Source organism: Shouchella oshimensis, assembly GCF_002019765.1.
Lineage (GTDB): Bacteria > Bacillota > Bacilli > Bacillales > Bacillaceae_D > Shouchella > Shouchella oshimensis.
On the sequence record NZ_KV917380.1, the window covers coordinates 1,087,020 to 1,110,689 of the forward strand.

Consider the following 23,670-nt stretch of genomic DNA (forward strand, 5'->3'; position numbering starts at 1 on the left):
GTCATATGATATGATAGTGATAACAAGATGGAAAGTAAAGGGGCATACTTTTAATGAAAAAAATGATTGTAACTGGATTTGAACCATTCCTTGATCATGATGCGAATCCAAGTGAGTTAATTGTGTCAGCATTAGATGAAAAAGTGATAAATGGGCTACAGGTAAAAAGCGTTGTGTTACCAGTCTCCTTTCAACGAGCAGCAGAAAAAATGAAAACGCTAATAAAGGAAGAGAACCCAGCAGCTATTGTGATGTTAGGTCTTGCAGGAAAACGAACGGCTATCTCGTTAGAGCGAGTAGCAATTAATGTAATGGATGGTCCAGAAGATAATGACGGGGTTGTTATGAACGATCAACGAATAAACGAAAAAGGACCAGCTGCTTATTTCTCAACGCTCCCACTTCGAGAGATAGAGACAGCGGTGAAGGAATACGATCCACATGTTTATGTGTCAAATACAGCTGGTACGTATGTTTGCAATGCCCTTATGTATGAAACGTTGCATGAGCTAAAGCATTGGGACAAGCGTGTCCCGAGCGGATTTATTCATATCCCCTTTACGAAAGAATTAAAGGAAGAAAACCCACTCACACAAGAAAATCTTCATCATGCTGTAACGGTATTACTTGATAGATTGTCTCTTTCGATTCAAGCGTCTGTCTCTAAATAGACGCTTTTTCCTTGTGTTGTTTCAGCTTGTCCATTTGTCAGTTCTGTTATCCAGTCTTTGTATGCATTGATCTGATCGGATTGAACAAATACGTGCACCGTGACAGAATCAGCATAGGTGATTTCCTTTAAAGGATAAGAAGATTGGCGAATTTCATTTTCAATTTTTCCGAGCCATGTGTAATCAATAGCCGTGGCCATTGTATAACAGAGAGTACGGTTTACCATGCCAATTTGATTTAACCCTTCACTTACAGAACCACCATAAGCACGAATCAACCCACCTGCACCTAGTTTAATGCCACCAAAATAGCGGGTGACAACAACGGTAGTGTCTTTTAATCCCCGTTTCTTTAAGACTTCAAGCATGGGTACACCAGCTGTTCCGCTCGGTTCACCATCATCGTTCGCCTTTTGTATATGGTCGGTTTCACCAATTAAATAGGCGGAACAATTGTGGGTCGCATTCCAATGATTTTTTTTGATTTCTTGAATAAAATCAAGGGCTTCTTGCTCTGTAGGTGTGCGTTTAAAGTGGGAAATAAATCGTGATTTTTGAATTACAATTTCATGACTACCTGATTGTTTCACCGTTTTATAGTTCGCTAACAATGGTTTCCTCCTATAATAATTTTTATATTTTTACATATTCACGAAACCGTGATGTAACACTGGTCTGATAGTATTGGCGGTATTCTCTACTACTGAGATAAAAATCATACTCTTTTACTATATACGTCTTTCTTTCTCCATCGGATAGTGTAAGATAAGAATAACGGATAGTGGCTTAATTTTAAAGTATAAGGCTTTAAGCCCAGTTGTAGCAACGAAACCATTGTTTTAATAAAGTGGGGATATAAATGGAAGAAGTAAAAGTTTTAAATCAGATTATTTCTCAAACAATAGATACAGTTTCAACAAGTAGAGAAAAGATTTTTGAAATTGGAGAACGATCAAGAACTGAGCATGTTTATTTAAGTAAGGAACTTGAGCAAACCAAACAAAAAGTGTTAGAAGTCATTGAAAAAGTGGATAAATCGTCTCTCAATGCAAGGCATGCAAGAAACCGTTTAGCAAAAGTTAGTAAAGAATTTAATAACTATACGAATGATGAAGTTCGAGCGGCATATGAACAAGCTAGTGAATTTCAAGTCGAGATGGCCGTTTTACAACAGGAAGAAAAACTATTACGGACGAGAAGAGACGATATTGAAAGACGATTAAGAAACTTACAAGATACAATAAGTCGTGCTGAACAACTTTCCGTTCAAATGTCAGTGGTGTTTGATTTTTTAGCTAGCGATTTGAAAAAAGTTGGAGAAATTATTGAAGATGCGAAGGAAAAGCAATCTTTTGGGTTGAAGATAATAGAAGCTCAAGAGGAAGAGAGAGGTCGGTTATCTCGCGAAATTCATGATGGACCAGCTCAAATGATGGCAAATGTAATGTTGCATTCAGAATTAATTGAACGCATTTACAATGAAAAAGGAATTCAAGAGGCATTAAAAGAAATTCGTGGATTGCGAATAATGGTTCGGTCCTCCTTAGCAGAAGTGCGAAGAATTATCTATGATTTGCGACCGATGGCACTGGAAGATCTTGGTTTAGTACCGACTCTAAGGAAGTATTTGGAAAATAGCGAAGAACGCCATGATTTAACCATTCATTTTAAACATTTTGGCATTGATAACAGGTTAGAGCAGCATTTTGAGATTGCTCTTTTCAGGCTTGTGCAAGAAGCCGTTCAAAATGCATTAAAGCATGCCAAGCCTTCAGAGATTCTTGTGAAAATTGAAATGAAACCGAATCAAGTGATGGTTGTCGTGAAAGATGATGGCATTGGCTTTAACCCATCCCAGAAAAAAGAAGCATCCTTTGGCTTAATTGGCATGAAAGAAAGAGTGAACATGTTGAACGGATCGATAACGATTCATTCGGAAATACAGCAAGGGACAAGTATTTTAATACAGCTGCCTATAACAACAGTTTAATAATGTAGTCGTTTACGAGAGGTGATAAACAGTGATTTTACAAGAGACAGATGAAATTAGAATTGTCATAATAGATGACCACCCATTGTTTAGAGAAGGAGTTAAACGAATTCTTTCAATGGAACAGAACTTCAATGTAGTAGCAGATGGAGAGGACGGTTCCCAAGTAATTGATCTTGTCCGTAACCATCGTCCAGATGTTATTTTAATGGATATAAATATGCCCAAGCTTAATGGCGTTGAGGCAACTAAGGAACTTGTAAAAGTGTTTCCAAAAGTAAAAGTATTAATCCTGTCTATTCATGATGATGAATCGTATGTATCCCACGTATTGCGTACAGGAGCATCAGGTTATTTATTAAAAGAGATGGATGCGGAATCACTAGTAGAAGCAGTGAAAGTGGTAGCTACTGGTGGAGCGTATATTCATCCAAAAGTAACGTCAAATTTAATTAAAGAGTATCGTCGTTTAGCAAAGCAAGATGAAAAGCATCAAGATTCTGTTGGTTATAGAGAAGTTGAATATCGTAAGCCGCTTCATATTTTAACGAGACGAGAGTGTGAAGTGCTTCAGTTAATGACGGATGGCCAGAATAATAGAGCAATTGGTGAATCTCTCTACATTAGCGAAAAAACCGTAAAAAATCACGTTAGTAATATTTTGCAAAAAATGAATGTAAATGATCGAACTCAGGCGGTTGTTGAAGCGATTAAAAAAGGTTATGTCATTGTTCGATAAGAAACGATATTATTTCTCGGGAAATTCTTTATTATTTCTTGAATGTCAGGACTATTTCCGCTAAATTTAAGGGAAGTGACTGATTGTAGAAAAGAAGCGAGGAATAACGAATGATAAAAACCGCGGTAATTACTGATACAACAGCCTACCTAGCAAAAAAGACGATTGAAGAACTGAAGATCAATACAATTCCTTTAAGTGTTAATTTTTCTGATGGCACTTATAGAGAAGGAATGGATCTAACAACGGAGGCTTTCTATCAAAAGCTTGAGGAAGAGGAAGCGTTACCAACAACTTCTCAGCCAGCGATAGGAGAGTTTGTTGAGTTATTTGATCGTCTTGAGCAAGAAGGTTATACAGACGTCGTTTGTATTCATCTCTCAGCGAAAATAAGTGGAACGCTTCAAACCGCTTTATCTGCAGGGGAAATGAAAGAGAAGTTAAACGTATATGGATTTGACTCGGAAATAAGCTGTTCTCCACAAGGGTTTTATGTTCGCTCTGCAGCTAAATTAGCTCTTGAAGGGAGTAGTGGTGCAGATATACTTACATATTTAGAAAAGCAAAAACAACAAGTTCGTGCCTACTTTATGGTTCATGATTTAAACCATTTGAGACGTGGAGGGCGTTTAAGCGGAGCTCAAGCCGTTTTTGGAAGTTTGTTACAAATAAAGCCGATTCTTCATTTTGAAGAAGGTCAAATTATGCCGTTTGAAAAAGTGAGAACAGAGAAAAAAGCGCTTAACCGCATGCTTGATCTATTATTCGATGACTTGAAGAATGGTCATGTGAATGAAATCGCCGTTATTCATGCTAATCGCCCAGAAGGAGCGGAAAGCCTAAAAGTAAAAATTCAAGACGCTTATCCTGAAGCGAATGTAGAAATTAGCTATTTTGGTCCAGTCATTGGGACTCATTTAGGACCGAGTAGTTTAGGGATTGGTTGGTGTTAATTCAATACAGGGAGGTATGTTGTTGAACAAGAAAGACGTTAAAAAGATCCAGCATTGGTTGCATCATCGTTGTATGCTGTCTAGTGAATGGCCTTTTTCGGCTGAATTATTGCTTCAATCAAAACAGAAGCAGCTCGTGCATTCAGAACCTGTTTTAGTATATAAGAAGGGTATCTGGAAATGTGTACGGTGTGGAAATGATAAGCCGTCCCTTTTTTATAGTCATTTTTGTTATCATTGTGAAACTACCTGTACGTATTGTCGACACTGTATTCAAATGGGAAAGGCTTCTTCCTGTAAACAGTTTCTTGTTTGGACTGGAGATTCTCTTCACTACAAACGAAAAGAAACCACTTGTCAATGGGAAGGAGAACTTTCTCTTTACCAAAAACAAGCCAGCAATCGGCTTGTAGTAGCAGTTGAACAAAGAAATCAAGCGCATCTTATTTGGGCAGTCTGTGGTGCTGGTAAAACGGAAATTCTCTTTCCAATGATTGAAAAAAGCATTGAATTAGGTTTTCGAATAGGCATTGCCACGCCTAGAACAGATGTTGTGAAAGAATTAAGTCCTCGTTTAAAATATGCGTTTCCTACAGTTAGCCAAGCCAGTCTCTATGGCGGTAGTCGTGATAAGAACCCACTTGCCCAGCTAGTGCTGGCAACAACCCACCAGCTTATTCGCTATTCTCATGCTTTTGATGTTCTCGTCATTGATGAAGTGGATGCATTTCCCTACACGTATGATGCTTCCTTACAATACGCAAGTATGCGAGCAAAAAAACCTCAAGCTACCACGATTTTTTTAAGTGCAACACCTTCCGTAAAGTTGAGAAACACGCCCAATCTTATAGTAACGAAAATTCCACGACGATTTCACGGGAAGCCCATTCCCTTGCCAGCTTTTCAATGGATTGGAAACTGGAATCGACATCTTCAAAAAGGAACACTACCGGAAAAAATGATGCGGTGGATCCAACTCCATACAGACAAGCCACGATTAATCTTTTTCCCTTCTATTCAAACATTGAAGACATGTTCCATGATATTAAATGAGCTTGAGCTTGATCATGGTTCCGTTTACTCTGAAGCACCAAATCGACATCCAGTCATTCAAGCATTTAAACAAAAGCGTCTTTCTTTGCTATTAACCACGACAATATTAGAAAGAGGGGTTACCGTTGAAAATTTGCAAGTAGCCGTACTTGGTGCTGAGCAACCAATATTTGATGAGGCGTGCCTTGTGCAAATAGCAGGAAGAGTCGGTAGGAAACAAGAGTTTCCAGATGGTGATATTCTTTACTGGCATTACGGAATAACTGCTTCCATGTTAAAAGCAAAGCACCATATTGATAAAATGAATAAAGAAGGAATGCTATGAGCAACTGCGTTGTTTGTCAGCGGAACTTTTTTCAGGAAATATCTGTTCATTCTCTTTTTACGCCTAAGAAAGAGAGTGTTTGTGAAGCGTGTAGAAAACAGCTTATTCATTGTAATGGATGTAAACGATGCCGTAAGCCAAATCGATTTGGTCCTTTTATTGAACAAGAGTGTGGAGATTGCATTAGGTGGAGAAAGCTTTTAGCTGTGGATTACCTCGATAAAAATATTTCCCTATATGAATATAATGATTTTTTGAAAACCTTGCTTTCGCACTATAAATATCGGGGAGATGTAGCAATTGGGCATATCTTCACATTTTCGTTGCAAGCAGTTATTTGCGATCACTTCAACGATTATGTTGTTACGACCATTCCTCTTTCAGAGAAAAGGGTGGAAGAACGGGGATTTAATCAGGCTGATGAACTTATAAAGGGTATTGGAATTCATCAGTGTTTGACCCGCAATATAGGAAAAGATGATCGAAAACAGAGCAAAAAGACCCGGTATGAGAGAATTAGTTTAGTGAAGCAAAATCCGTTTAATCTTGTAGAAGAAGAAAAGTCGTTTATTAAGGGTAAAAAATATTTAATAATAGACGATATATATACTACAGGCGTAACTGTGCGAATGGCTGCAAAGACATTGCTCGAAGCAGGAGCAGAACGTGTTTCGTCATTAACAGTTGCTAGAGCGATAAAAGGGTAGGGGATTAAACGTGCAACAGCTTGCGAATTGTCGACATTGTGGAGGATTGTTTGTTAAGGTGCATCAACCAACGTGTAAGAAATGTCAAATGGAAGAAGAGCAATGGTTAAAAACGATTCGTACGTATTTGAAAGAATACGAGGACACTATGGTTACACAGCAAATGTTAATGGACAACACAAAGATACCATTTAAGTTTTTACAATCACTTATCCGTTCTGGAAGGCTTAAACTGTCTCAGTTCCCTCACTTAGAACACTTTTGCGAAAGATGTCAAAAGCCAACACAAGAGACTCGCTTTTGTCATTCGTGTGTAAACGAGTTAAATGGAGAATTATCTCATTATGAAGAAGGAAAAAATGATAAGGTTACATTAGTAAGAGAACAGGATGACAATCAATCGCTCACATATACTCTAAAGAAGAATCGATAAAGGAGGCTCTTCAACAATGAAAATTCATTCTTCTCAATACATTCAAGCAAACAAGTTGTATAAGACTCAAGTACAATCACCAACTGTACAAGAAGATAAAAAAGATAAAGTCGAAATATCAAAAGAGGCTCTAGAGTTAAATGCTCAGACTAGCAAAGTGAAAGAAGAGCGATTACAAGAGTTGAAGCAACAAATTGAAGAAGGTACCTATGTGTTTCAACCAGAAAAAACAGCACAAGCCATTATGGCTGCATGGAAAGAAAGCGGAGTCATTAAATGAGCGAAGCGTTAATCCACCAGATGATTGAAGTACAAGAGGCATTAATTGAACTAGCGAAACAAAAGGAGAACGCTCTAATCGAAAACCACCTTGAAGATCTACAAGGGATTGTTCGAAAAGAATCGGCTCTCGTTTCCAAAGCAAATGGTTTGGAGAACAAAATGAAGGGAAGCATTGATTTTTCAGCTGATCATCTTTCCTCATTAAAAGAACAATTGTTACGATCCGTTATGGAACTGAAGCACAGAAATGAACGAAATACCTTGTTGATAAAGGATTCACTTTCATTTGTAAAAGGGTCACTACAATTATTTCAAACAGATCGTTCAGTTTACACAAAAGAAGCAAAATCAAAGTCTGGAAAATTATCCATTTTTGATTCACAAGTATAGGAGGTGTAACGTTGTCAACTTTTTTAGGTATGGAAACGATGAGGCGAGCAGTTGCCGCTAATCAAGCAGCTTTGCAAACGGTCGGAAATAACATTGCAAACGCAGGTACAGATGGTTATACAAGACAGCGAGTAAGTATGCAATCAACCCCTGGCTACCCCGGAACGGGTCCCTTTGGTCGACCAGTTATGGAAGGAAGGGTTGGTACGGGAGTTGGAATTGATCGTATTCAAAGAGTTCGTGATCAATTTTTAGACAAACAATTTCAACTAGAAGCTCATGTATCAGGTTATACAGCTGTTCAAAGTCGTACGTTTGCACGCTTAGAAGATTTATTTAATGAAGGTCCTCTTAATGACGGTGACTTAGGTGGCCTCTCTAGTCAATTCAATGATTTCTTTAATGGTTGGAGGGAACTGGCAGCTGGTCAAGACAATCAAGCTGTTTTAATTGAACAGTCTGAAGCGGTTATGGATACTCTAGAGTCTCTTGAAAAAGCGTTTCAGTCCGAAATGAGTCTGCTTGAAAAAGAGCGTGAAGGAACAGAAGCTACAATTAATGATTTGCTTGAACAAATTGCTATTAATAACCGAGCAATTCAAAAAATTGAAGAGAGTGGTCAAGCGGCGAATGAATTATATGATCAACAGGATCGTTTAATAGATGAACTAGCCATTCTATTACCTATTGAAGTAGAACGTACAAGTGCACATAAAGGTCAAGAAGGTAGTTATAACATTAAAATGTTAAACAGCGACATTGTTCTAGTAGATAGTAGTGATGAGTCGTTTTCACCAATGAGTTTTACGGTTGAACAAGAAGATGGCGTAAGCCATTTACTTGTTAATGACCAGTCTTATAGTGAAGTGATGAGCGGGAAACTAATCGGAATTGATGCTTCGATGTCTCATGTTGCAAAAGCTATAAATCAAGTAGGCCAACTTAAACAACAATTAATGAGTGAAGTAAATGAGCTAGTACCTAATTTCTTTGATGTTTCTACTGGTAGGGTATCAGAGTCTATTAAAGCAGACCCAAGCCAGTTCACTGTAAGCAAAGATACGGCACAAGCTGTAGCAAACCTTAGTCAAAAAGATGGATCTGTTACAAAAGAGTATCAGCAAATGATGGGACAGCTAGGGGTAGAAGCGCAAAGCATGCAGCGGAAAACTGACGCTGCTCTTACAAGGTTGCGCAATATTGATGGAAACCGAATGTCAATTAGTGGAGTATCATTAGATGAAGAATTGACGATGTTGGTACAGTTCCAGCACTCTTATAACGCAGCTGCTCGTGTGATGACTGCCATGGATGAAATGCTAAACACGGTCATTAATGGAATGGGGATCGTCGGTCGATAAAAGAAAGGAATGGAGTTCATGAGAGTAACTCAATCAATGTTAACAGCAAATACATTACACTATTCACAAGCGAGTTATCAACGTTTATCCACTTTACAAGAACAAATGAGCACACAAAAGAAAATCTCTCGTTTCTCTCAAGACCCAGTAATAGCTGGAAAATCAATGCAGTATCGAGAATCAATTGGTCAATTAAATCAATATCAACGTAACTTAAGTGAAGCACACAATCGATTGGATCAGAGTGATGCATCGTTACGAGAGACGAGTCAAATCATTACAAGAATACGCGAATTAGCTGTGAAAGCATCAACAGATACTTTCGGTGCTGATGAGCGGAAAAGCATTGCTCAAGAAGTAGAGCAATTAACAAACCATTTAGTCACGATTGCCAATACAAACACCGCAGGAAAATACATCTTTAACGGTGAGTTAAGCAATGTTCCACCTATAAAAACATTAAATCCAGCGCAAGTAACAGAGCAAGATTTTAACGAGCATACGGTTCTTTTTTACAATGGTGAAACGTACAGCTATGAAGGAAATGGCTTGTTTGAAAATGAAAATGGACAGCAGGTAACCTTTAACGATGGTCAACTGTTTGCTGGAGACGAGGTTATTCAACCTGAAGATGTCCGTATGATGAACAATCAATTCGCCACTTCTGCATATGAACTTGAACTGCAGCAAGGAATCCACATAACAGTTGGGGCAGATGCCCACCGCTTGTTTACAACTGATTTTTTTAGTGATTTATTTGAGTTTCAAAAAGCGTTGCTTGATCCAAACATAACAGCAGAAGACTTAGATACGTTTGTAGGGAAAGCAGACAATCATTTACGAGTGACTGCTGATGTAAATGGTCAATTGGGTGCCAGAATGAATCGCGTTGATTTAATAGAAGATCGTTTGAATACACAGCAATTTTTGTTAGAGAAAATTAAGTCTGAGAATGAAGATGTTGATTTTGAAGAGACTGTAATGAAGTTGCTTGTGGCTGAAACAATTCATTCCGCTGCTCTAGCTGCAAGTGCCAGAGTGTTGCAGCCATCATTATTAGACTTTTTAAGATAGGTGGTTTTTATGCAACTTGAAACAAATTATTTAGGAACAATTGAAGTAGAGGATGGAAACAAACTTCAGTTTTCTTTAGGTATTCCAGGATTTCCAGAAGAAAAAGAATTTGCGCTACTTCCTTTTCCAGAAAGCGAATTTTATCTTCTACAATCGATTGTGCATAAGCATGTTGCTTTTGTTTGCTTGAACCCTTTTTCAATTTGGAAAGATTATCACATCGATCTTGATGCAAATACGGTTCAACTGCTAGAGGTAACACAGCCTACAGATGTTGCGCTTTTTGTTATCATTACAATCCAACAACCGTTTTCACAATCAACGGCGAATCTAAACGCACCAATTATCATTAATACACGGAATAATAAAGGAAAACAACTTGTCCAAGAAGGACAACCGTATTCTTCAAAAGCATTACTCTCCACAAAGGGGGGCGCTTAAATGCTTGTGTTATCAAGAAAGGTAACGGAATCCATTTGTATTGGGGATCAAATTGAGTTGACGATCTTAGAGGTAAACGGGGATCAGGTCAAAATCGGTATCCAAGCACCGAAGTCAATTGACATATTTCGGAAAGAAATAGTTGAGGTCATTGAAAACGAGAATAAGCAAGCTGTTCAATCTGTAACAGTTGATACAATAAAGTCATTGTTTGAGCATGAGAAAGATTCGTAGTAGCTTTTTACATTTCTTTTTTAAGGTGGCGTGGTCATGTCAATGGAGATCCAACCAGCTAGTGTAAATCGTTTTTTAGAAAGCAATACGTTTAAGCAGACTATACAAGAACCAAGGCAACAAGAACCCTTCCATGATGAAAAACACATGGTTGTGAGTAACAAACCAATCAAACGAGCATTATCTTTTCATGTTCATACTGATTTAGATCGAGTCTATGTGAAAGTAATTGATTCGGATACAGATGAAGTTGTTAGAGAGGTTCCTCCAGAGCAACTACTAGATTTACTCGCGTCAATGATGAAATCTGCTGGGTTAATTATTGATCGGCAAGTATAAAAAGAGGTGAACCATATGCGATTATCAGGGTTATCTTCTGGTCTTGATATTGATCAGATGATGAAAGATCTCATGAAGGCAGAACGAATGCCAGTAAATAAATTAGAAAAGAAAAAAACAGAACTAGGCTGGAAAATGGATCAGTATCGGGAAATGAATTTAAAACTTCGTGCCCTCCATACGTCCATGTTCGATTCTATTATGCGTGCGTCTTCTATGCAGAGAAGATCTGTGGTATCTTCCAATGAGTCGATTATATCAGCGACAGCTTCTTCAAATGTAGGAAATACGAGTTTTACCATTAACGAAGTAAAACAATTGGCAACAGCAACTACCGCTATTGGTAGCACCATCTCAAAAACAAATGGACAATCTGATTCAGTAACGAGTAGAACGTTATTAAAAGATATTGCAACAAACGAGATGGAATGGGTAGTTGGTAAGCGGACGAGAGAAGCCGTACAAGTTGACGAAAACCATTCCATTAAGCTTAAAGAACCATTAGCAGAAGGTGTAAAGCACATTCTGATTCAAGGACAGGCATATGAAATTGTCAGTGATCAAGCTGGTGAATTGGCACGAAACCAAGTAGCAATGGACGATGCTGGAAGGCTTACCTTTCATGAGGATGTAACACTCTCATCCCAAGTGCAAGTAGAGTATATAGCTGGGGTGGAAGATGAAGAAAAGGCTCAGCGCTTCACATTTAACTCTCTATCCCTTATGACCAATGAGAGCGGAGACTATCAAACTACGTCTTTTTATTTTAGTGAGAATGATTCTATTCAATCTGTTGTAACGGCAATGAATCAGTCTAAAGCGAATGTTACTGCTTTTTTTGATGAACACCAGAAGACATTTGTACTGACGAATAAAAGTACTGGAACATTTAATCGAGAAGAGAAGGAATTTACGTTTGAAGGTAGCTTGTTTACGTCTACTTTTGGTTTGAATGAAGTCAAAAATGGGCAAAATGCTCAATTTACCATTAACGGACTTGAAACAGAAAGAAGAGAGAACACCTTTTCAGTTAGTGGTATGACAATTACGTTAAAAGATACAACGAATCAAGCAATCACGCTGGCAGCTTCTACGGATGTAGATTCAATCTATAAAACCATTACGTCGTTTGTTAATGAGTATAATGAGTTAATTGATTTTATGAATGGTAAAGTAAATGAGCGCTATTACCGTGATTACGATCCATTAACGGACGAAGAGAGAGATGGATTGTCAGAGGCAGAAGCAAAACGATGGGATGAACGAGCACAAAGTGGTTTATTACGGAATGATTCACTCGTTCAAACGAGTTTAAATCAATTAAGAAGTAGCCTGTATAAACCGATTTTAACAGGAGGCGCATTCACTCATCTATCGCAAATTGGCATTACAACTACTAGAGATTATGCTGACGGTGGGAAGCTAGAAATTGATGAAGATAAGTTAAGGAAAGCGATTGAAACGGATCCAGAAGCTATCTTTACATTGTTCAACGGAAATCAAGAAACGGAAGGGTTAGCACAATCCATGCGTCGGGATTTACAACGCTCAATGTCCTCCATTGCAAGAAGAGCTGGAGGGTCAGAAGGGTTTCATGAGCTTCATCAATTTACAATCGGCCAACAGACACGTACCATTGACCAGCAGCTCAGTAACTTTGAGCGCAGGCTTGAACAAAAAGAGGCGAGGTATTGGAGACAATTTACTGCAATGGAACGAGCGATGCAAATGGCTAACCAGCAAAGTGAATCTTTATTTAATCTATTATATAATTAAGGGAGGCAGCACATGCTCAAGCAAGCAGCCTATAAACAGCAATCTGTACAAACAGCATCGCCTGGCGAGTTAACACTTATGTTGTACAATGGTTGCCTTAAGCAGCTACGAGTTGCAGAAAATGCCATTAAGGAGAGTCATTTTCAACAAAAAAACGAAGCGTTAACAAAAGCAGAGGCCATTATAAAAGAGTTAATGATTACGTTGAAGACCGATACCGAAGTTGGTGAAAATATGATGAGAATGTACGAATACATTCATTATCAATTAATTGAAGCCAACATCAAAAGTGACCTTACAGCCTTACAAGAGGCACAAGGTTACGTTGTGGAATTTAGAGATACGTGGAAAGAAGTCATTAAATTGGATCGTCAGAATCGTTTTGGTGGGGTTGCGACGTAATGACAGTCACGCCAAATCCTTTGTCTCTTATAACAAAGACTCTTCTTACTCACCTTGAGACAGGACTACCGTCTGAAGACGATCAAAGAGATGCCTATATTGATCAAGTAATGCAGTTATTGAATGAGCGACAGCAACTGATTGAGCATCTTTCTATTGATGAGATAAAAAGTGGATTTCTGCAAGATGAAGAAAAACAGATAAATGAATTCCTTGGTACACAGAGAACAGAAATTAAACAAGATATTCAACGATTTACGAAACAGAAAGACGGACGGCATAAATATCAGCGTACCTATGCATCAACACAAGCTGGTGTGTTTTTAGATAAGACTTCTACGTAATACCTTTGCTTCAATCTATAAAAAATAAAGCCTCTCACCAATCAAGTGAGGGCTTTTTAGATATCTGCTAATGAACAGAAGGGTATTGAATGCCTTCTGGGTTGTTCACAGATGGACGTGTTACCGTTACATTTTTACGAATAGCGTATTCTTCATTAGGAGCATGTATAACAAATTCAAACACAGTCGTAGACTTTTCAAGTTGAAAGCTATCTTTATTTATAAACAGCAAGAAGTCTAACTGTGACACTTCGAAGGTGCCCTCATGTTGAGGAATATCTTCAATACCGAGTAATGACTGATCAAATAGCTCCATATGTAAAGCCATGTCATCAAGGTCGTCACCGTTTGCTTCAATAGAAAGTATATAAAGATCATCGTATTCACGAACACTTACAAACTCGGAAATGCCTTGCAAAAGAGATAATTGGGCTTTAGGAGAATAATGTAACGATAAAAGTGAACTGAACTCGACATCGCTATTCGATTCTTCCCAGCCTTCACCATTGTAATTAGAAAAAAAGGCTGCCTCTGTAGCTAAAACACTAAGAGATTCCTCTACTTTTTCTTCATTTCCTTCTTGGTCTAAGCCATAGCGAGAAAAGGTAGTATACGTAATTTCAGGTTCTTTTTGGTACGCTAATGCGCCTTCTGTTACTTTCTCTACTTGCTTTGTTTGAGAAGAAATAAAGTCTGTTATCTTTATAGTAGCTTCGTAATTTTTAAGTTCTTTCTCTACGTCAATCGTGTTTTTAATGATCGATTGACTTTGATTAACGAACAGATCCTCTTTATCCTCGATCTCATCAGATAAAATGAGCGTTTCCTCTTGTTCAACATCCGTTATAGAACATGCTCCAAGAAGGATTGATAAGGTCACACTTGAATAGAGCCAGTTTCTGTGTAACATAGTCATCTACTCCTGGTTGGTTTAAGTTGGCGCTACAGAATATTACATTTGTGTTACAAGCGCTTGTGATATTGTAACAAACCTGACCGTGAATGCAAATAGGAAAATAGAACCATGGTGTTTCGTCGGACTACTATCGACTACGTGTATGTAGGTTTCATAATTAAATGAAGAAACTAGGTTTTACTTTTGAAATTCAAATAGCTTTATGTAATCAGCTTTTCCATTCACTGACTGTAGTAAAGGTTTAAGGCGTTTTTTTAACGTTGCTTCTAAAGTTTGCGGAAATTTGTGTTGTTGTTCTTTAACAATGAAATAAGTTAATACTCATTTTTATTTCAGCTAGAGCAATCTTTTTAAAAACTTCTAAAAAAATTTCGACAAATTTCATATTCTCTCTTATTTTCACAAGATACTCAAACCTTTTATTCTCGTAGCTGTTTTAAGAAAGCGTTAACAAAATGAGTGTTTTGTATCGACAGAATTAGACAAATGCCTATTGTGCCATTTGAAGAAAGAGTTTGACTTATAAGAATCGTACTGGTATATTGAAACTGTGGTATAACACCATACATTGAATTTTATGTAACGAAGGGAATGTGAAACATGCAAGGAAAAGTTAAATGGTTTAATGCAGAAAAAGGTTTTGGTTTTATCGAGCGTGAAGACGGAGATGACGTATTCGTACATTTCTCTGCAATCAATTCTGATGGATTCAAAACTCTTGATGAAGGTCAAGACGTAGAATTCGAAATCGTTGAAGGCGCTCGCGGACCGCAAGCTGCAAACGTAGTAAAGCTTTAATTCACATTCCTGTAAGGATATGAATAATAGCTAATCTCAACTCACTCTACAAGTAGTAGGGTGAGTTTTTTGTTGTTTTTTTTGTCATATTTTTAATGTTTAAGAAGGATTTTAGAGGGAAATGTAGAAGTAAGCAAGGGAAAAGGAGGAGTTCAACGATGCATTATAATATTCGTGGTGAGAACATTGAAGTAACACCAGCAATTAGGGAGTATGTAGAGAAGAAAGTCGGTAAGCTTGAACGCTATTTCGACACAACTCCTGTGGCTGATGTAAATGTAAAGCTACAGCTTATTAATAGTAGCGAATCAAGTATAGAGGTTACCATTCCGATGCCTAGGCTATTATTAAGAGGCGAGGAAACAAATGCGGATATGTATGCAGCAATCGACGTAGTCGTTGAAAAGTTGGAACGCCAAATTCGAAAGCATAAAACAAAGGTAAATCGTAAGTTCAGACAAGAGGGTAGCCTCAAGCATATGTTCAAAAATGAACTAGAGCCACTTCGTGAGGAGATCATTGAAGAAGAGTACGAAGAAGATGATCTGCAGGTTGTTCGAACGAAGCGCTTTAACTTAAAGCCAATGGATGCTGAAGAAGCTATTTTACAAATGGATCTGCTTGGTCATAATTTCTTTGTCTTCTCAGATGCAGATAGCGGTAGTACAAATGTTGTTTATCGTCGAAAAGACGGCAAATATGGTTTAATTGAATCTGAAGCATAATAATAATAAAGTGTCAGCTGCGTGCTGGCACTTTTTCATGCTGTACATAAGTAGGCAGTCTTGTAAGCCAGGGTCTAAACTGCTAATATAAGTATGATAAACCCAAAAAAAGTCATGTAGTGTGTATTGCCGTTAAGAGAGGAAGATGAATATGCTCGGTTTACTTCGAAAAGTAGTAGGCGATCCTGCTCAAAAGCAATTAAAGAAAAATGAAAAAGTTATTGATCAAGTCGAAGCTTTAGCGGATGAAATGGCAAAGCTTTCCGATGAACAATTAAGAGATAAAACACAAGAATTCAAACGACAAATTGAAGAAGGTATTTCCATTGATGAAGTCGTTGTTCCTGCACTTGCAACAGTAAGAGAGGCCGCTAAACGAGTCTTAAATGAATATCCGTATCGTGTTCAGCTTCTTGGTGCGCTTGCCCTTCACCAGGGAAACATCTCCGAAATGAAAACAGGTGAAGGTAAAACACTTGTAGGAACAATTGCCTGTTATGTTCAAGCGTTGCTTGGCAAGGGTGTTCATATTGTGACAGTAAATAATTACTTAGCAAGCCGTGACCTTGGAAATTATGGTCGCGTATTCCAATTTTTAGGACTAACAGTAGGCTTGAATGAAAATGGTCTCTCTAGAGAAGAAAAGCAAAAGGCGTATGCAGCTGATATTACGTATAGTACAAATAACGAGCTAGGATTCGATTACCTACGCGATAATATGGTTCTATATAAAGATCAAATGGTTCAGCGCCCGCTCCATTTTGCCCTAATTGATGAAGTGGACTCCATTTTAATTGATGAAGCACGAACGCCGCTCATTATTTCTGGTTCTGTCGAACGGAAAACTAAGCTATATGGACAAGCAAATACGTTTGTACGAGTTCTAAAAGTTGATGAAGATTATACGTATGATGAAAAAACAAAAGCCGTACAATTAACAGATGAAGGTGTGAATAAAGCAGAACGTGCATTTAATATTGACAACCTTTATGATCAAAAACATGTTTCGTTAAATCATCACATTAATCAATCATTAAAAGCGCATGTGGCAATGCATCGTGATGCGGATTATGTTGTTGAAGATGGCGAGGTAGTCATTGTCGATCAGTTTACAGGTCGTTTAATGAAAGGGCGTCGTTATAGCGATGGTCTTCACCAAGCGCTAGAAGCAAAAGAAAACTTGCAAGTACAAAAAGAAAGCATTACCCTAGCGTCTATTACATTCCAGAACTATTTTAGAATGTACCAAAAGCTAGCGGGGATGACTGGTACAGCTAAAACTGAAGAAGAAGAATTCCGTAATATTTATGGGATGGATGTAATGGTCATTCCAACAAATAAAGATGTAGCACGTGATGATCGCTCTGATTTAATTTACAAATCGATGCAGGCGAAGTTTCATGCAGTTGTTAATGAAATTGCAGAATTACACAAAAAAGGACAGCCTGTACTAGTTGGTACAGTAAACGTTGATACAAGTGAAATTGTTTCTAAAATGTTAACAAAGAAACGTATTCCTCACCATGTATTAAATGCGAAAAACCATGAGCGAGAAGCAGAAATCATTGAAAATGCAGGGCACAAAGGTGCTGTAACAATTGCAACAAATATGGCTGGTCGTGGAACGGATATTAAATTAGGGCCTGGTGTAAAAGATTTAGGTGGTTTACACGTATTAGGTACAGAGCGACACGAATCACGTCGAATTGATAATCAGCTTCGAGGTCGTTCAGGTCGACAAGGAGATGTAGGTTCTTCACAATTCTATCTCTCAATGGAAGATGAATTGATGAGGCGGTTTGGTTCAGATAATATGCGTAATATGATGGAACGGCTTGGAATGGAAGAAGATCAACCGATTGAATCAAAGCTTGTTTCCCGAGCGGTAGAAACTGCGCAAAAGCGTGTTGAAGGTAATAACTATGATGCACGAAAGCAAATCTTGCAGTTTGACGATGTGATGCGGGAACAGCGTGAAATTATTTACAAGCAACGTATGGAAGTATTGGAATCAGAAAACTTACAGTCGATTGTGAAAAACATGTTAAAAGCAACGGTCACTCATGTTGTTCAAACGCATACGCCAGATTCACTCGTACAAGAAGAATGGGATTTAACTGCCATTGTGACGTACATTAACGGACAATTGCTAAGTGAAGGTGCGTTAACTGAAAAAGAAATCATTGGACTTGAGCAAGAAGAAGTGATTGAACTTGTAACGGAAAAAGTACTTGCTGCTTATCACGAAAAAGAGTCTGAGGTTTCGCCCGAACAAATGCGTGAATTTGAGAAAGTGATTATGTTGAGAACGGTTGATCGTAAGTGGATGAATCATATTGATCAAATGGATCAGCTTCGTCAAGGTATCCATCTACGAGCATATGGTCAAAATGATCCTTTGCGTGAATATCGTTTTGAAGGGTTTAATATGTTTGAAGCCATGATCGTTGAAATTGAAGAAGAAGTATCTATGTACGTAATGAAAGCAGAAGTTCAACAAAACTTACAAAGACAAGAAGTCGCTCAAGGTAAGGCGGTTCAACCATCAGTAAACAATGAACAAAAGCAAGCCAAAAAGAAACCAGTTCGTAAAGGCGAAGATATTGGCCGAAACGATCCTTGTATTTGTGGAAGCGGCAAGAAATATAAAAATTGCTGTGGGGCGAATGGCTAAGGTTATTAACTAATGAGGTGAAAGAGTTGGATTTAGTAGAAATTAAGCAAGACTTAGCGGCACTAGAGAAACGGTTAGCCGAGTTTAGGGGGTCTCTTTGACGTCGCAGATAAGGAAGAGCGGATTGCGGAGTTAGAAGAGAAGATGACGGACCCTGATTTTTGGAATAGCCAAGAAGAAGCACAGAAAGTGATTTCAGAAACAAACGGGTTAAAAGAACAGGTGCATACGTTTAAAGATATGTCTGACGCCTATGAGGATTTAGAAGTTAGTTTAGAACTGGTGCGAGAAGAAGGCGACTCTGAGCTAGCTGTTGAATTAGAAGAAGGTGTGCGTGCATTAATTGAAAAGATGAACCAGTTTGAATTACAGCTGCTACTAAGCGAGCCTTACGATAAAAATAATGCCATTTTGGAGCTCCACCCAGGAGCTGGTGGAACAGAATCGCAAGACTGGGCATCTATGTTATTGCGAATGTATACACGTTGGGCAGATAAACGGGGTTATTCTGTTGAAACACTTGATTATTTACCTGGTGAAGAAGCTGGTGTTAAAAGCGTAACGTTATTGATTAAAGGTCATAATGCTTATGGCTATTTAAAAGCAGAAAAGGGTGTTCATCGTCTCGTCCGTATTTCACCATTTGATTCTTCTGGAAGAAGACACACATCCTTTGTTTCGTGTGAAGTAATGCCAGAGCTTGATGATACAGTGGACATTGAGCTCAATACAGAAGATTTGAAAATTGACACATACCGTGCAAGTGGAGCCGGTGGACAGCATATCAATACGACAGATTCTGCAGTTCGTATTACGCATTTGCCAACAAACACGGTAGTGACTTGTCAAAGCGAACGTTCACAGATTAAAAACCGTGAGCAAGCCATGAAAATGATGAAAGCTAAGCTGTACCAATTAAAGATCGAAGAACAGGAACGTGAATTAGCAGAAATTCGTGGTGAGCAAAAAGACATTGGCTGGGGAAGTCAAATTCGTTCATACGTTTTTCATCCTTATTCAATGGTGAAAGATCATCGTACAAATCATGAAAATGGAAATTCAAATGCAGTAATGGATGGTGAACTTGACCCATTCATTGATGCATATTTAAGGCAAACCATTCGAATTGATTAACGAACACGTAATGTATAAACGTCATGTAGCGCTACGGACGGATGTTTAAAAAGTAATGCTTCTGCTAACAAAGGTGTCTCACACTTGTTATCTTGTTGCTACTACTTATCTAACAAACACCGTCTATGCGCTTTTTATTTGTGATAGAAAGGAGTGACCGGGCTTGAACCATGTACGCTGTATTCTTCTTTGCCTCATCCTCTTAGCTGCTTGTAGTCCAGAAGTCGACAACACGAAGCAAGATGATAGCAGAGGTGACGACGAAGTGATCTTTAGCGACGATGGCTACGAAGTTTATAAAGAAAATAGCTGTATAAGCTGTCATGGCGATCGCCTACAAGGCGCATCAGGTCCGCCACTTCTAGATATTGCTTTAACGGCTGATGAAATAGAAACGATTATCGTAAACGGGGTAGGGTTTATGCCGCCTCAGAAGTTGGATGACGAAGATCGCACAGCGCTAGTTGAATGGCTAAGTGAACGGTAGGGAAATTGAAAAAGTGCTATCGGAGGATGGTTAAGTAAGGTTACTCCGAATAGAGCGCTTTTTTTGTTGTCTGAGCCTGAAAAACCCCCTTTTTTCAACAAAGTCATATTGTATACCCGATCATTTTTGACATGAAACATCAAACTGAAATAAAAATGTAATATTTACTAGATTGATCTAATGATATAATTACCGCGAAGCATGTCTGAATATGTACAATAAATGTTTGATAATACAAATTGACCTTGGCATTTTTTATTAAAGGTTGTGATGAAGTGAGTTTAATTAAGTTAAACGATGTTTGGAAAGTGTATCCAAATAGCGTTAAAGCGATAAATGGTATGTCTATAGAGTTTAATAAAGGCGAATTTGTTTACATTGTTGGCCCAAGTGGTGCTGGTAAATCGACGTTTATACGCTTGTTATACAGAGAAGAGAAGGCTTCTAAAGGTGAGATTTACATTGACAATGTGAATTTATCCCAATTAAAGCAAAAAGAAGTTCCTCACCTAAGAAGACGAGTCGGTGTTGTTTTCCAAGACTTCAAGCTTCTACAATCGTTGACAGTCTATGAAAATATTGCTTTTGCCTTAGAAGTTATTGAAGAAGATCCAGCAAAGATAAAGCAAAAAGTAATGGATGTACTAGACTTAGTGAAAATAAAAAGTAAAGCCAAATTTTATCCAAGTGAGCTATCAGGAGGAGAGCAACAACGCGTTGCCATTGCGCGAGCCGTTGTGAATCGTCCTGACATCTTAATTGCAGATGAACCGACTGGTAACCTTGATCCTGATACAGCGTGGAGCATTATGGATATTCTTGAAAATGTTAATGCGTTAGGAACGACGGTTATCATGGCTACTCATAATAAAGAAATCGTGAATACTTTGAAGCGTCGAGTCATTGCGATTGAAGCAGGTCGTGTCGTTCGAGATGAAGCTAGGGGGAATTACGGATATGAAGTTTAATGCACCAAAACGCCACCTCCGTGAAGGCTTCAAAAATATTGGACGAAGTGGCTGGATGACATTTGCTTCTATTAGCGCTGTTACCGTTATGCTTGTTATTGTTGGATTCTTTATGATCGTTTTTTTAAACGGAAATCATATTGCGTCAACGATTGAAGAAAATGTCGAGATCAGGGCTTTCATTGAACGAGGCACTGATGAAGCGGAAATAACGGAGCTAATGGAAGAAGTAGAAACAGAATACGATGTAGACGAAGTAGAGTTTATTGATAAAGAAGAAGGACTTGAGAATTTAATTGCCTCCACTGGTGGAGAAGATTACTGGGGAAGTTTACGGGATGACAATCCGCTGCGAGATGCATTACGTATAATTGCAACAACACCACAGTATACAGAAGAGATTGCTGAATCTATAGGTGACCATCCTTATATTGGTCGCGTCTCGTATGGAGAAGAAATTATATCCGATCTGTTTACCATCACCAATACAGGTAGAATAGCCGGAGCCATTGTAATTGGTGCCTTATTATTCACAGCGATGTTCTTAATATCAAATACAATTAAATTGACCATTTTAGCAAGAAAGAATGAAATACAAATTATGAAGTTAGTAGGTGCGAAGGATAGCTTCGTACGTTGGCCGTTTCTAATTGAAGGGATGCTACTTGGACTATTAGGAAGCATCATTCCAATCCTCCTCATTAGTTTTGGATACACGTATTTGTATAATGAGTCAGCAAGCTTTTTACAAGGTGTACCGTATGAACTGCTAGCACCTAATCTATTAATCATACAGCTTTCCAGTCTATTAGTTATTTTAGGACTTGGCGTTGGAATATGGGGAAGCGTCATGTCTGTTCGTAAGTTCTTAAAAGTATAATTGGTTTAGAATTCAAGGGGGAAATAAGGTTGAAAAAGCGTACAATTCGAGCAACTGTTGCAGTTACTGCGGCAGTAGCTCTCCTATTTACAGGAATGCAGCCAGCGATGGCAAACACTGAAATTCAGACAAAATTAGATCAAGTTCGTGAACAACAAGTATCAAAGCAAGATTCTGCAAATGAAACACGCTCTGAAATTACCGAGCTTGAAAGCGAGCTAAGTGCTCTTTCAACAGAAATCGAAGCATTAACTGCGAAGCAACAAGAAAACGAGCAAAAATTAAAAGAAACAGAAGAAGAGCTTGTTCAGCTTGGAACAGAGATTAAAGCTTTGGAAGAAGAAATAGTCATTATTGAAGAACGTATTGAAGAGCGAAGAGCGATTTTACAGGAACGTGCCGTTGCGACGTATGAGTCTGATGGAGAAGTAAGCTATTTAGAGGTGCTTCTAGGTGCTCAAAGCTTTGGTGACTTTATTGAACGGTTAAGTGCTATTACAACAATTGCTCAAAGTGACCAAGAGTTACTAGATGAACATATTGCTGATGAAGAGCGTCTACATAAAGCAAAGCAAGAGGTAGAAGAGAAGAAAGCGAAAGTAGAAGAGAACAAAGCGGCTTTAGTAACCATTAAAGACGAGCTTGATGCTCAAAAGAAAGAATTAAATAGTCTTCAAGATGATTTAAACGAAAAAGAAACACAGCTTCAGGAAGAACTGAATGCGATTATTTCTGACGAAGAGTTACTTAAAGGACAAGAAAATGCCCTTGAAGCAGAACTAGCAGCATGGGAAGAAGAGCAGAAAAAAGCACGAGAAGAAGAAGAACGTCGTAAGCAAGAAGAGAAAGAAAGACAAGAACGTGAAGCAAAACAAGAGCGCGAAGCAAAACAAGCAGCTGAAGCAGCACAGGTAGAGACGGCTTCAGAGCCAGCAAAAGCTGCGACTTCAGCAGCAAGTGAGCCAAGTAGCAGAGAAGCAACTCCTTCATCTAGCGGAAGCAATAACGTTCAGAATGCTGCTCCAGCGTCGAATAACTCTTCATCGTTTATTCGTCCAGCGACAGGTTCGGTAACATCTCAATACGGTATGCGTGGCGGAAGAATGCACTGGGGTATTGATATTGGTAAAAACGGTCGGAGTGGAGATGTACCAATTGTTTCTGTTCTAGACGGAACTGTTGTTGAAGCTGGCTACCATAGTGGCGGCTTTGGAAACTGGGTTCTTGTGACTCATCAAATGAATGGCCAACAATACACTACTGTGTATGCACACTTAGATCGAATTGACGTAAGTGCAGGACAACGTGTTGGACAAGGTACACAACTTGGAACAATGGGGAATACAGGGAATTCATTTGGCGCTCATTTACATTTTGAAGTGCATAAAGGAGCGTTCAACTGGTCACGAACAAATGCAGTTGATCCACTGAATTATATATAAAACACAAATAGCGTCCGTTTCGATGGACGCTATTTTTAAATGTTTTGACAAAATTAAGACAAACGTGTTTTGACAATAATGATTGAACAACTTAGAATAAAAGTATTAGTTGAGAACTGGATGTCTAACTCA

General features: G+C 38.4%; 27 protein-coding genes. 25 read left to right on the forward strand and 2 right to left on the reverse strand.

The genetic code is table 11. The annotated features are described in order from the left end of the window. Positions 1-53: 53 nt before the first annotated feature. On the forward strand, positions 54-671 hold the full coding sequence (locus BK583_RS05315) for a pyroglutamyl-peptidase I (protein WP_055737542.1): 618 nt from the start codon (positions 54-56) through the stop codon (positions 669-671). On the opposite strand, the gene BK583_RS05320 is transcribed toward BK583_RS05315, so the two are convergent. Further along, positions 650-1,282 (reverse strand): YigZ family protein, encoded by a 633-nt coding sequence (locus tag BK583_RS05320; protein ID WP_055737541.1) that lies wholly within the window; start codon positions 1,280-1,282, stop codon positions 650-652. The two genes, BK583_RS05315 and BK583_RS05320, sit on opposite strands and share 22 nt — an antisense overlap. Positions 1,283-1,530: 248 nt before the next feature. Here BK583_RS05320 and BK583_RS05325 point away from each other — a divergent pair, with 248 nt between their 5' ends. The 16 genes from BK583_RS05325 to BK583_RS05400 all read left to right on the forward strand — a co-directional run bounded on the left by BK583_RS05325 (position 1,531) and on the right by BK583_RS05400 (position 13,514). Beyond that, positions 1,531-2,661: a sensor histidine kinase gene (locus BK583_RS05325; RefSeq protein WP_038482695.1), complete on the forward strand. Its 1,131-nt coding sequence runs from the start codon at positions 1,531-1,533 to the stop codon at positions 2,659-2,661. Between the two features lie 31 nt (positions 2,662-2,692). Beyond that, a complete protein-coding gene (locus tag BK583_RS05330; RefSeq protein WP_078440058.1) occupies positions 2,693-3,400 on the forward strand; it encodes a response regulator transcription factor in 708 nt (235 codons plus the stop codon). 113 nt (positions 3,401-3,513) lie between these two features. Beyond that, a complete protein-coding gene (locus tag BK583_RS05335) occupies positions 3,514-4,353 on the forward strand; it encodes a DegV family protein (protein ID WP_055737554.1) in 840 nt (279 codons plus the stop codon). Positions 4,354-4,375: 22 nt separating this feature from the next. Continuing rightward, positions 4,376-5,731, forward strand: coding sequence for an ATP-dependent helicase ComFA (locus tag BK583_RS05340; protein ID WP_160319323.1), 1,356 nt, complete (start codon positions 4,376-4,378; stop codon positions 5,729-5,731). Beyond that, complete coding sequence (locus BK583_RS05345; protein ID WP_038482689.1) at positions 5,728-6,438, forward strand: ComF family protein; 711 nt, start codon at positions 5,728-5,730, stop codon at positions 6,436-6,438. Before BK583_RS05340 ends, BK583_RS05345 begins: the two co-directional genes overlap by 4 nt. A gap of 10 nt (positions 6,439-6,448) precedes the next feature. Beyond that, complete coding sequence (locus BK583_RS05350) at positions 6,449-6,871, forward strand: hypothetical protein (protein ID WP_038482687.1); 423 nt, start codon at positions 6,449-6,451, stop codon at positions 6,869-6,871. 16 nt (positions 6,872-6,887) lie between these two features. Then, positions 6,888-7,151, forward strand: a complete 264-nt coding sequence (locus BK583_RS05355) for a flagellar biosynthesis anti-sigma factor FlgM (RefSeq protein WP_051667607.1) — start codon at positions 6,888-6,890, stop codon at positions 7,149-7,151. Further along, positions 7,148-7,543 (forward strand): flagellar protein FlgN, encoded by a 396-nt coding sequence (locus BK583_RS05360; RefSeq protein ID WP_038482684.1) that lies wholly within the window; start codon positions 7,148-7,150, stop codon positions 7,541-7,543. Before BK583_RS05355 ends, BK583_RS05360 begins: the two co-directional genes overlap by 4 nt. An 11-nt stretch (positions 7,544-7,554) precedes the next feature. Continuing rightward, positions 7,555-8,904, forward strand: coding sequence for a flagellar hook-associated protein FlgK (flgK, locus tag BK583_RS05365; protein WP_038482681.1), 1,350 nt, complete (start codon positions 7,555-7,557; stop codon positions 8,902-8,904). An 18-nt stretch (positions 8,905-8,922) separates the two neighbouring features. Further along, positions 8,923-9,978, forward strand: a complete 1,056-nt coding sequence (gene flgL, locus BK583_RS05370) for a flagellar hook-associated protein FlgL (RefSeq protein WP_038482678.1) — start codon at positions 8,923-8,925, stop codon at positions 9,976-9,978. Positions 9,979-9,987: 9 nt separating this feature from the next. Next, on the forward strand, positions 9,988-10,419 hold the full coding sequence (gene fliW / locus BK583_RS05375) for a flagellar assembly protein FliW (protein WP_055737539.1): 432 nt from the start codon (positions 9,988-9,990) through the stop codon (positions 10,417-10,419). After that, on the forward strand, positions 10,420-10,653 hold the full coding sequence (gene csrA / locus BK583_RS05380) for a carbon storage regulator CsrA (protein WP_038482672.1): 234 nt from the start codon (positions 10,420-10,422) through the stop codon (positions 10,651-10,653). Between the two features lie 36 nt (positions 10,654-10,689). Next, positions 10,690-10,992, forward strand: a complete 303-nt coding sequence (locus BK583_RS05385) for a flagellar protein FlaG (RefSeq protein ID WP_038482669.1) — start codon at positions 10,690-10,692, stop codon at positions 10,990-10,992. Between the two features lie 15 nt (positions 10,993-11,007). After that, on the forward strand, positions 11,008-12,768 hold the full coding sequence (fliD, locus tag BK583_RS05390) for a flagellar filament capping protein FliD (protein WP_038482668.1): 1,761 nt from the start codon (positions 11,008-11,010) through the stop codon (positions 12,766-12,768). A 12-nt stretch (positions 12,769-12,780) separates the two neighbouring features. Continuing rightward, entirely contained in the window at positions 12,781-13,170 is a 390-nt protein-coding gene (gene fliS, locus BK583_RS05395; protein ID WP_055737538.1) for a flagellar export chaperone FliS, read from the forward strand. After that, positions 13,170-13,514, forward strand: coding sequence for a flagellar protein FliT (locus BK583_RS05400; RefSeq protein ID WP_055737537.1), 345 nt, complete (start codon positions 13,170-13,172; stop codon positions 13,512-13,514). Before fliS ends, BK583_RS05400 begins: the two co-directional genes overlap by 1 nt. A 67-nt stretch (positions 13,515-13,581) precedes the next feature. Here BK583_RS05400 and BK583_RS05405 read toward each other — a convergent pair whose 3' ends face one another. Continuing rightward, a complete protein-coding gene (locus BK583_RS05405) occupies positions 13,582-14,424 on the reverse strand; it encodes a DUF6612 family protein (RefSeq protein WP_038482665.1) in 843 nt (280 codons plus the stop codon). Between the two features lie 606 nt (positions 14,425-15,030). On the opposite strand from BK583_RS05405, the gene BK583_RS05410 reads away from it, so the two are divergent. From BK583_RS05410 to BK583_RS05445, 8 genes are all read left to right on the forward strand, one after another. Beyond that, on the forward strand, positions 15,031-15,228 hold the full coding sequence (locus BK583_RS05410; RefSeq protein ID WP_011247912.1) for a cold shock domain-containing protein: 198 nt from the start codon (positions 15,031-15,033) through the stop codon (positions 15,226-15,228). A gap of 158 nt (positions 15,229-15,386) precedes the next feature. Next, complete coding sequence (gene hpf / locus BK583_RS05415) at positions 15,387-15,953, forward strand: ribosome hibernation-promoting factor, HPF/YfiA family (RefSeq protein WP_035394645.1); 567 nt, start codon at positions 15,387-15,389, stop codon at positions 15,951-15,953. Positions 15,954-16,104: 151 nt separating this feature from the next. Continuing rightward, on the forward strand, positions 16,105-18,627 hold the full coding sequence (secA, locus tag BK583_RS05420; RefSeq protein ID WP_038482664.1) for a preprotein translocase subunit SecA: 2,523 nt from the start codon (positions 16,105-16,107) through the stop codon (positions 18,625-18,627). Positions 18,628-18,653: 26 nt separating this feature from the next. Beyond that, a protein-coding gene (gene prfB / locus BK583_RS05425; protein ID WP_180316749.1) for a peptide chain release factor 2 occupies positions 18,654-19,761 on the forward strand; the annotation gives its coding sequence in 2 pieces (ribosomal slippage) (positions 18,654-18,725 and positions 18,727-19,761; 1,107 coding nt in all). A gap of 163 nt (positions 19,762-19,924) precedes the next feature. Then, on the forward strand, positions 19,925-20,248 hold the full coding sequence (locus BK583_RS05430) for a c-type cytochrome (protein WP_055737536.1): 324 nt from the start codon (positions 19,925-19,927) through the stop codon (positions 20,246-20,248). A gap of 275 nt (positions 20,249-20,523) precedes the next feature. Further along, positions 20,524-21,216 (forward strand): cell division ATP-binding protein FtsE, encoded by a 693-nt coding sequence (gene ftsE / locus BK583_RS05435; protein ID WP_038482661.1) that lies wholly within the window; start codon positions 20,524-20,526, stop codon positions 21,214-21,216. After that, positions 21,206-22,096, forward strand: coding sequence for a permease-like cell division protein FtsX (ftsX, locus tag BK583_RS05440; protein WP_055737535.1), 891 nt, complete (start codon positions 21,206-21,208; stop codon positions 22,094-22,096). The genes ftsE and ftsX overlap by 11 nt, the downstream gene beginning before the upstream one ends. A 29-nt stretch (positions 22,097-22,125) precedes the next feature. Then, entirely contained in the window at positions 22,126-23,538 is a 1,413-nt protein-coding gene (locus BK583_RS05445; RefSeq protein ID WP_055737534.1) for a murein hydrolase activator EnvC family protein, read from the forward strand. The last annotated feature ends 132 nt before the right edge of the window (positions 23,539-23,670 follow it).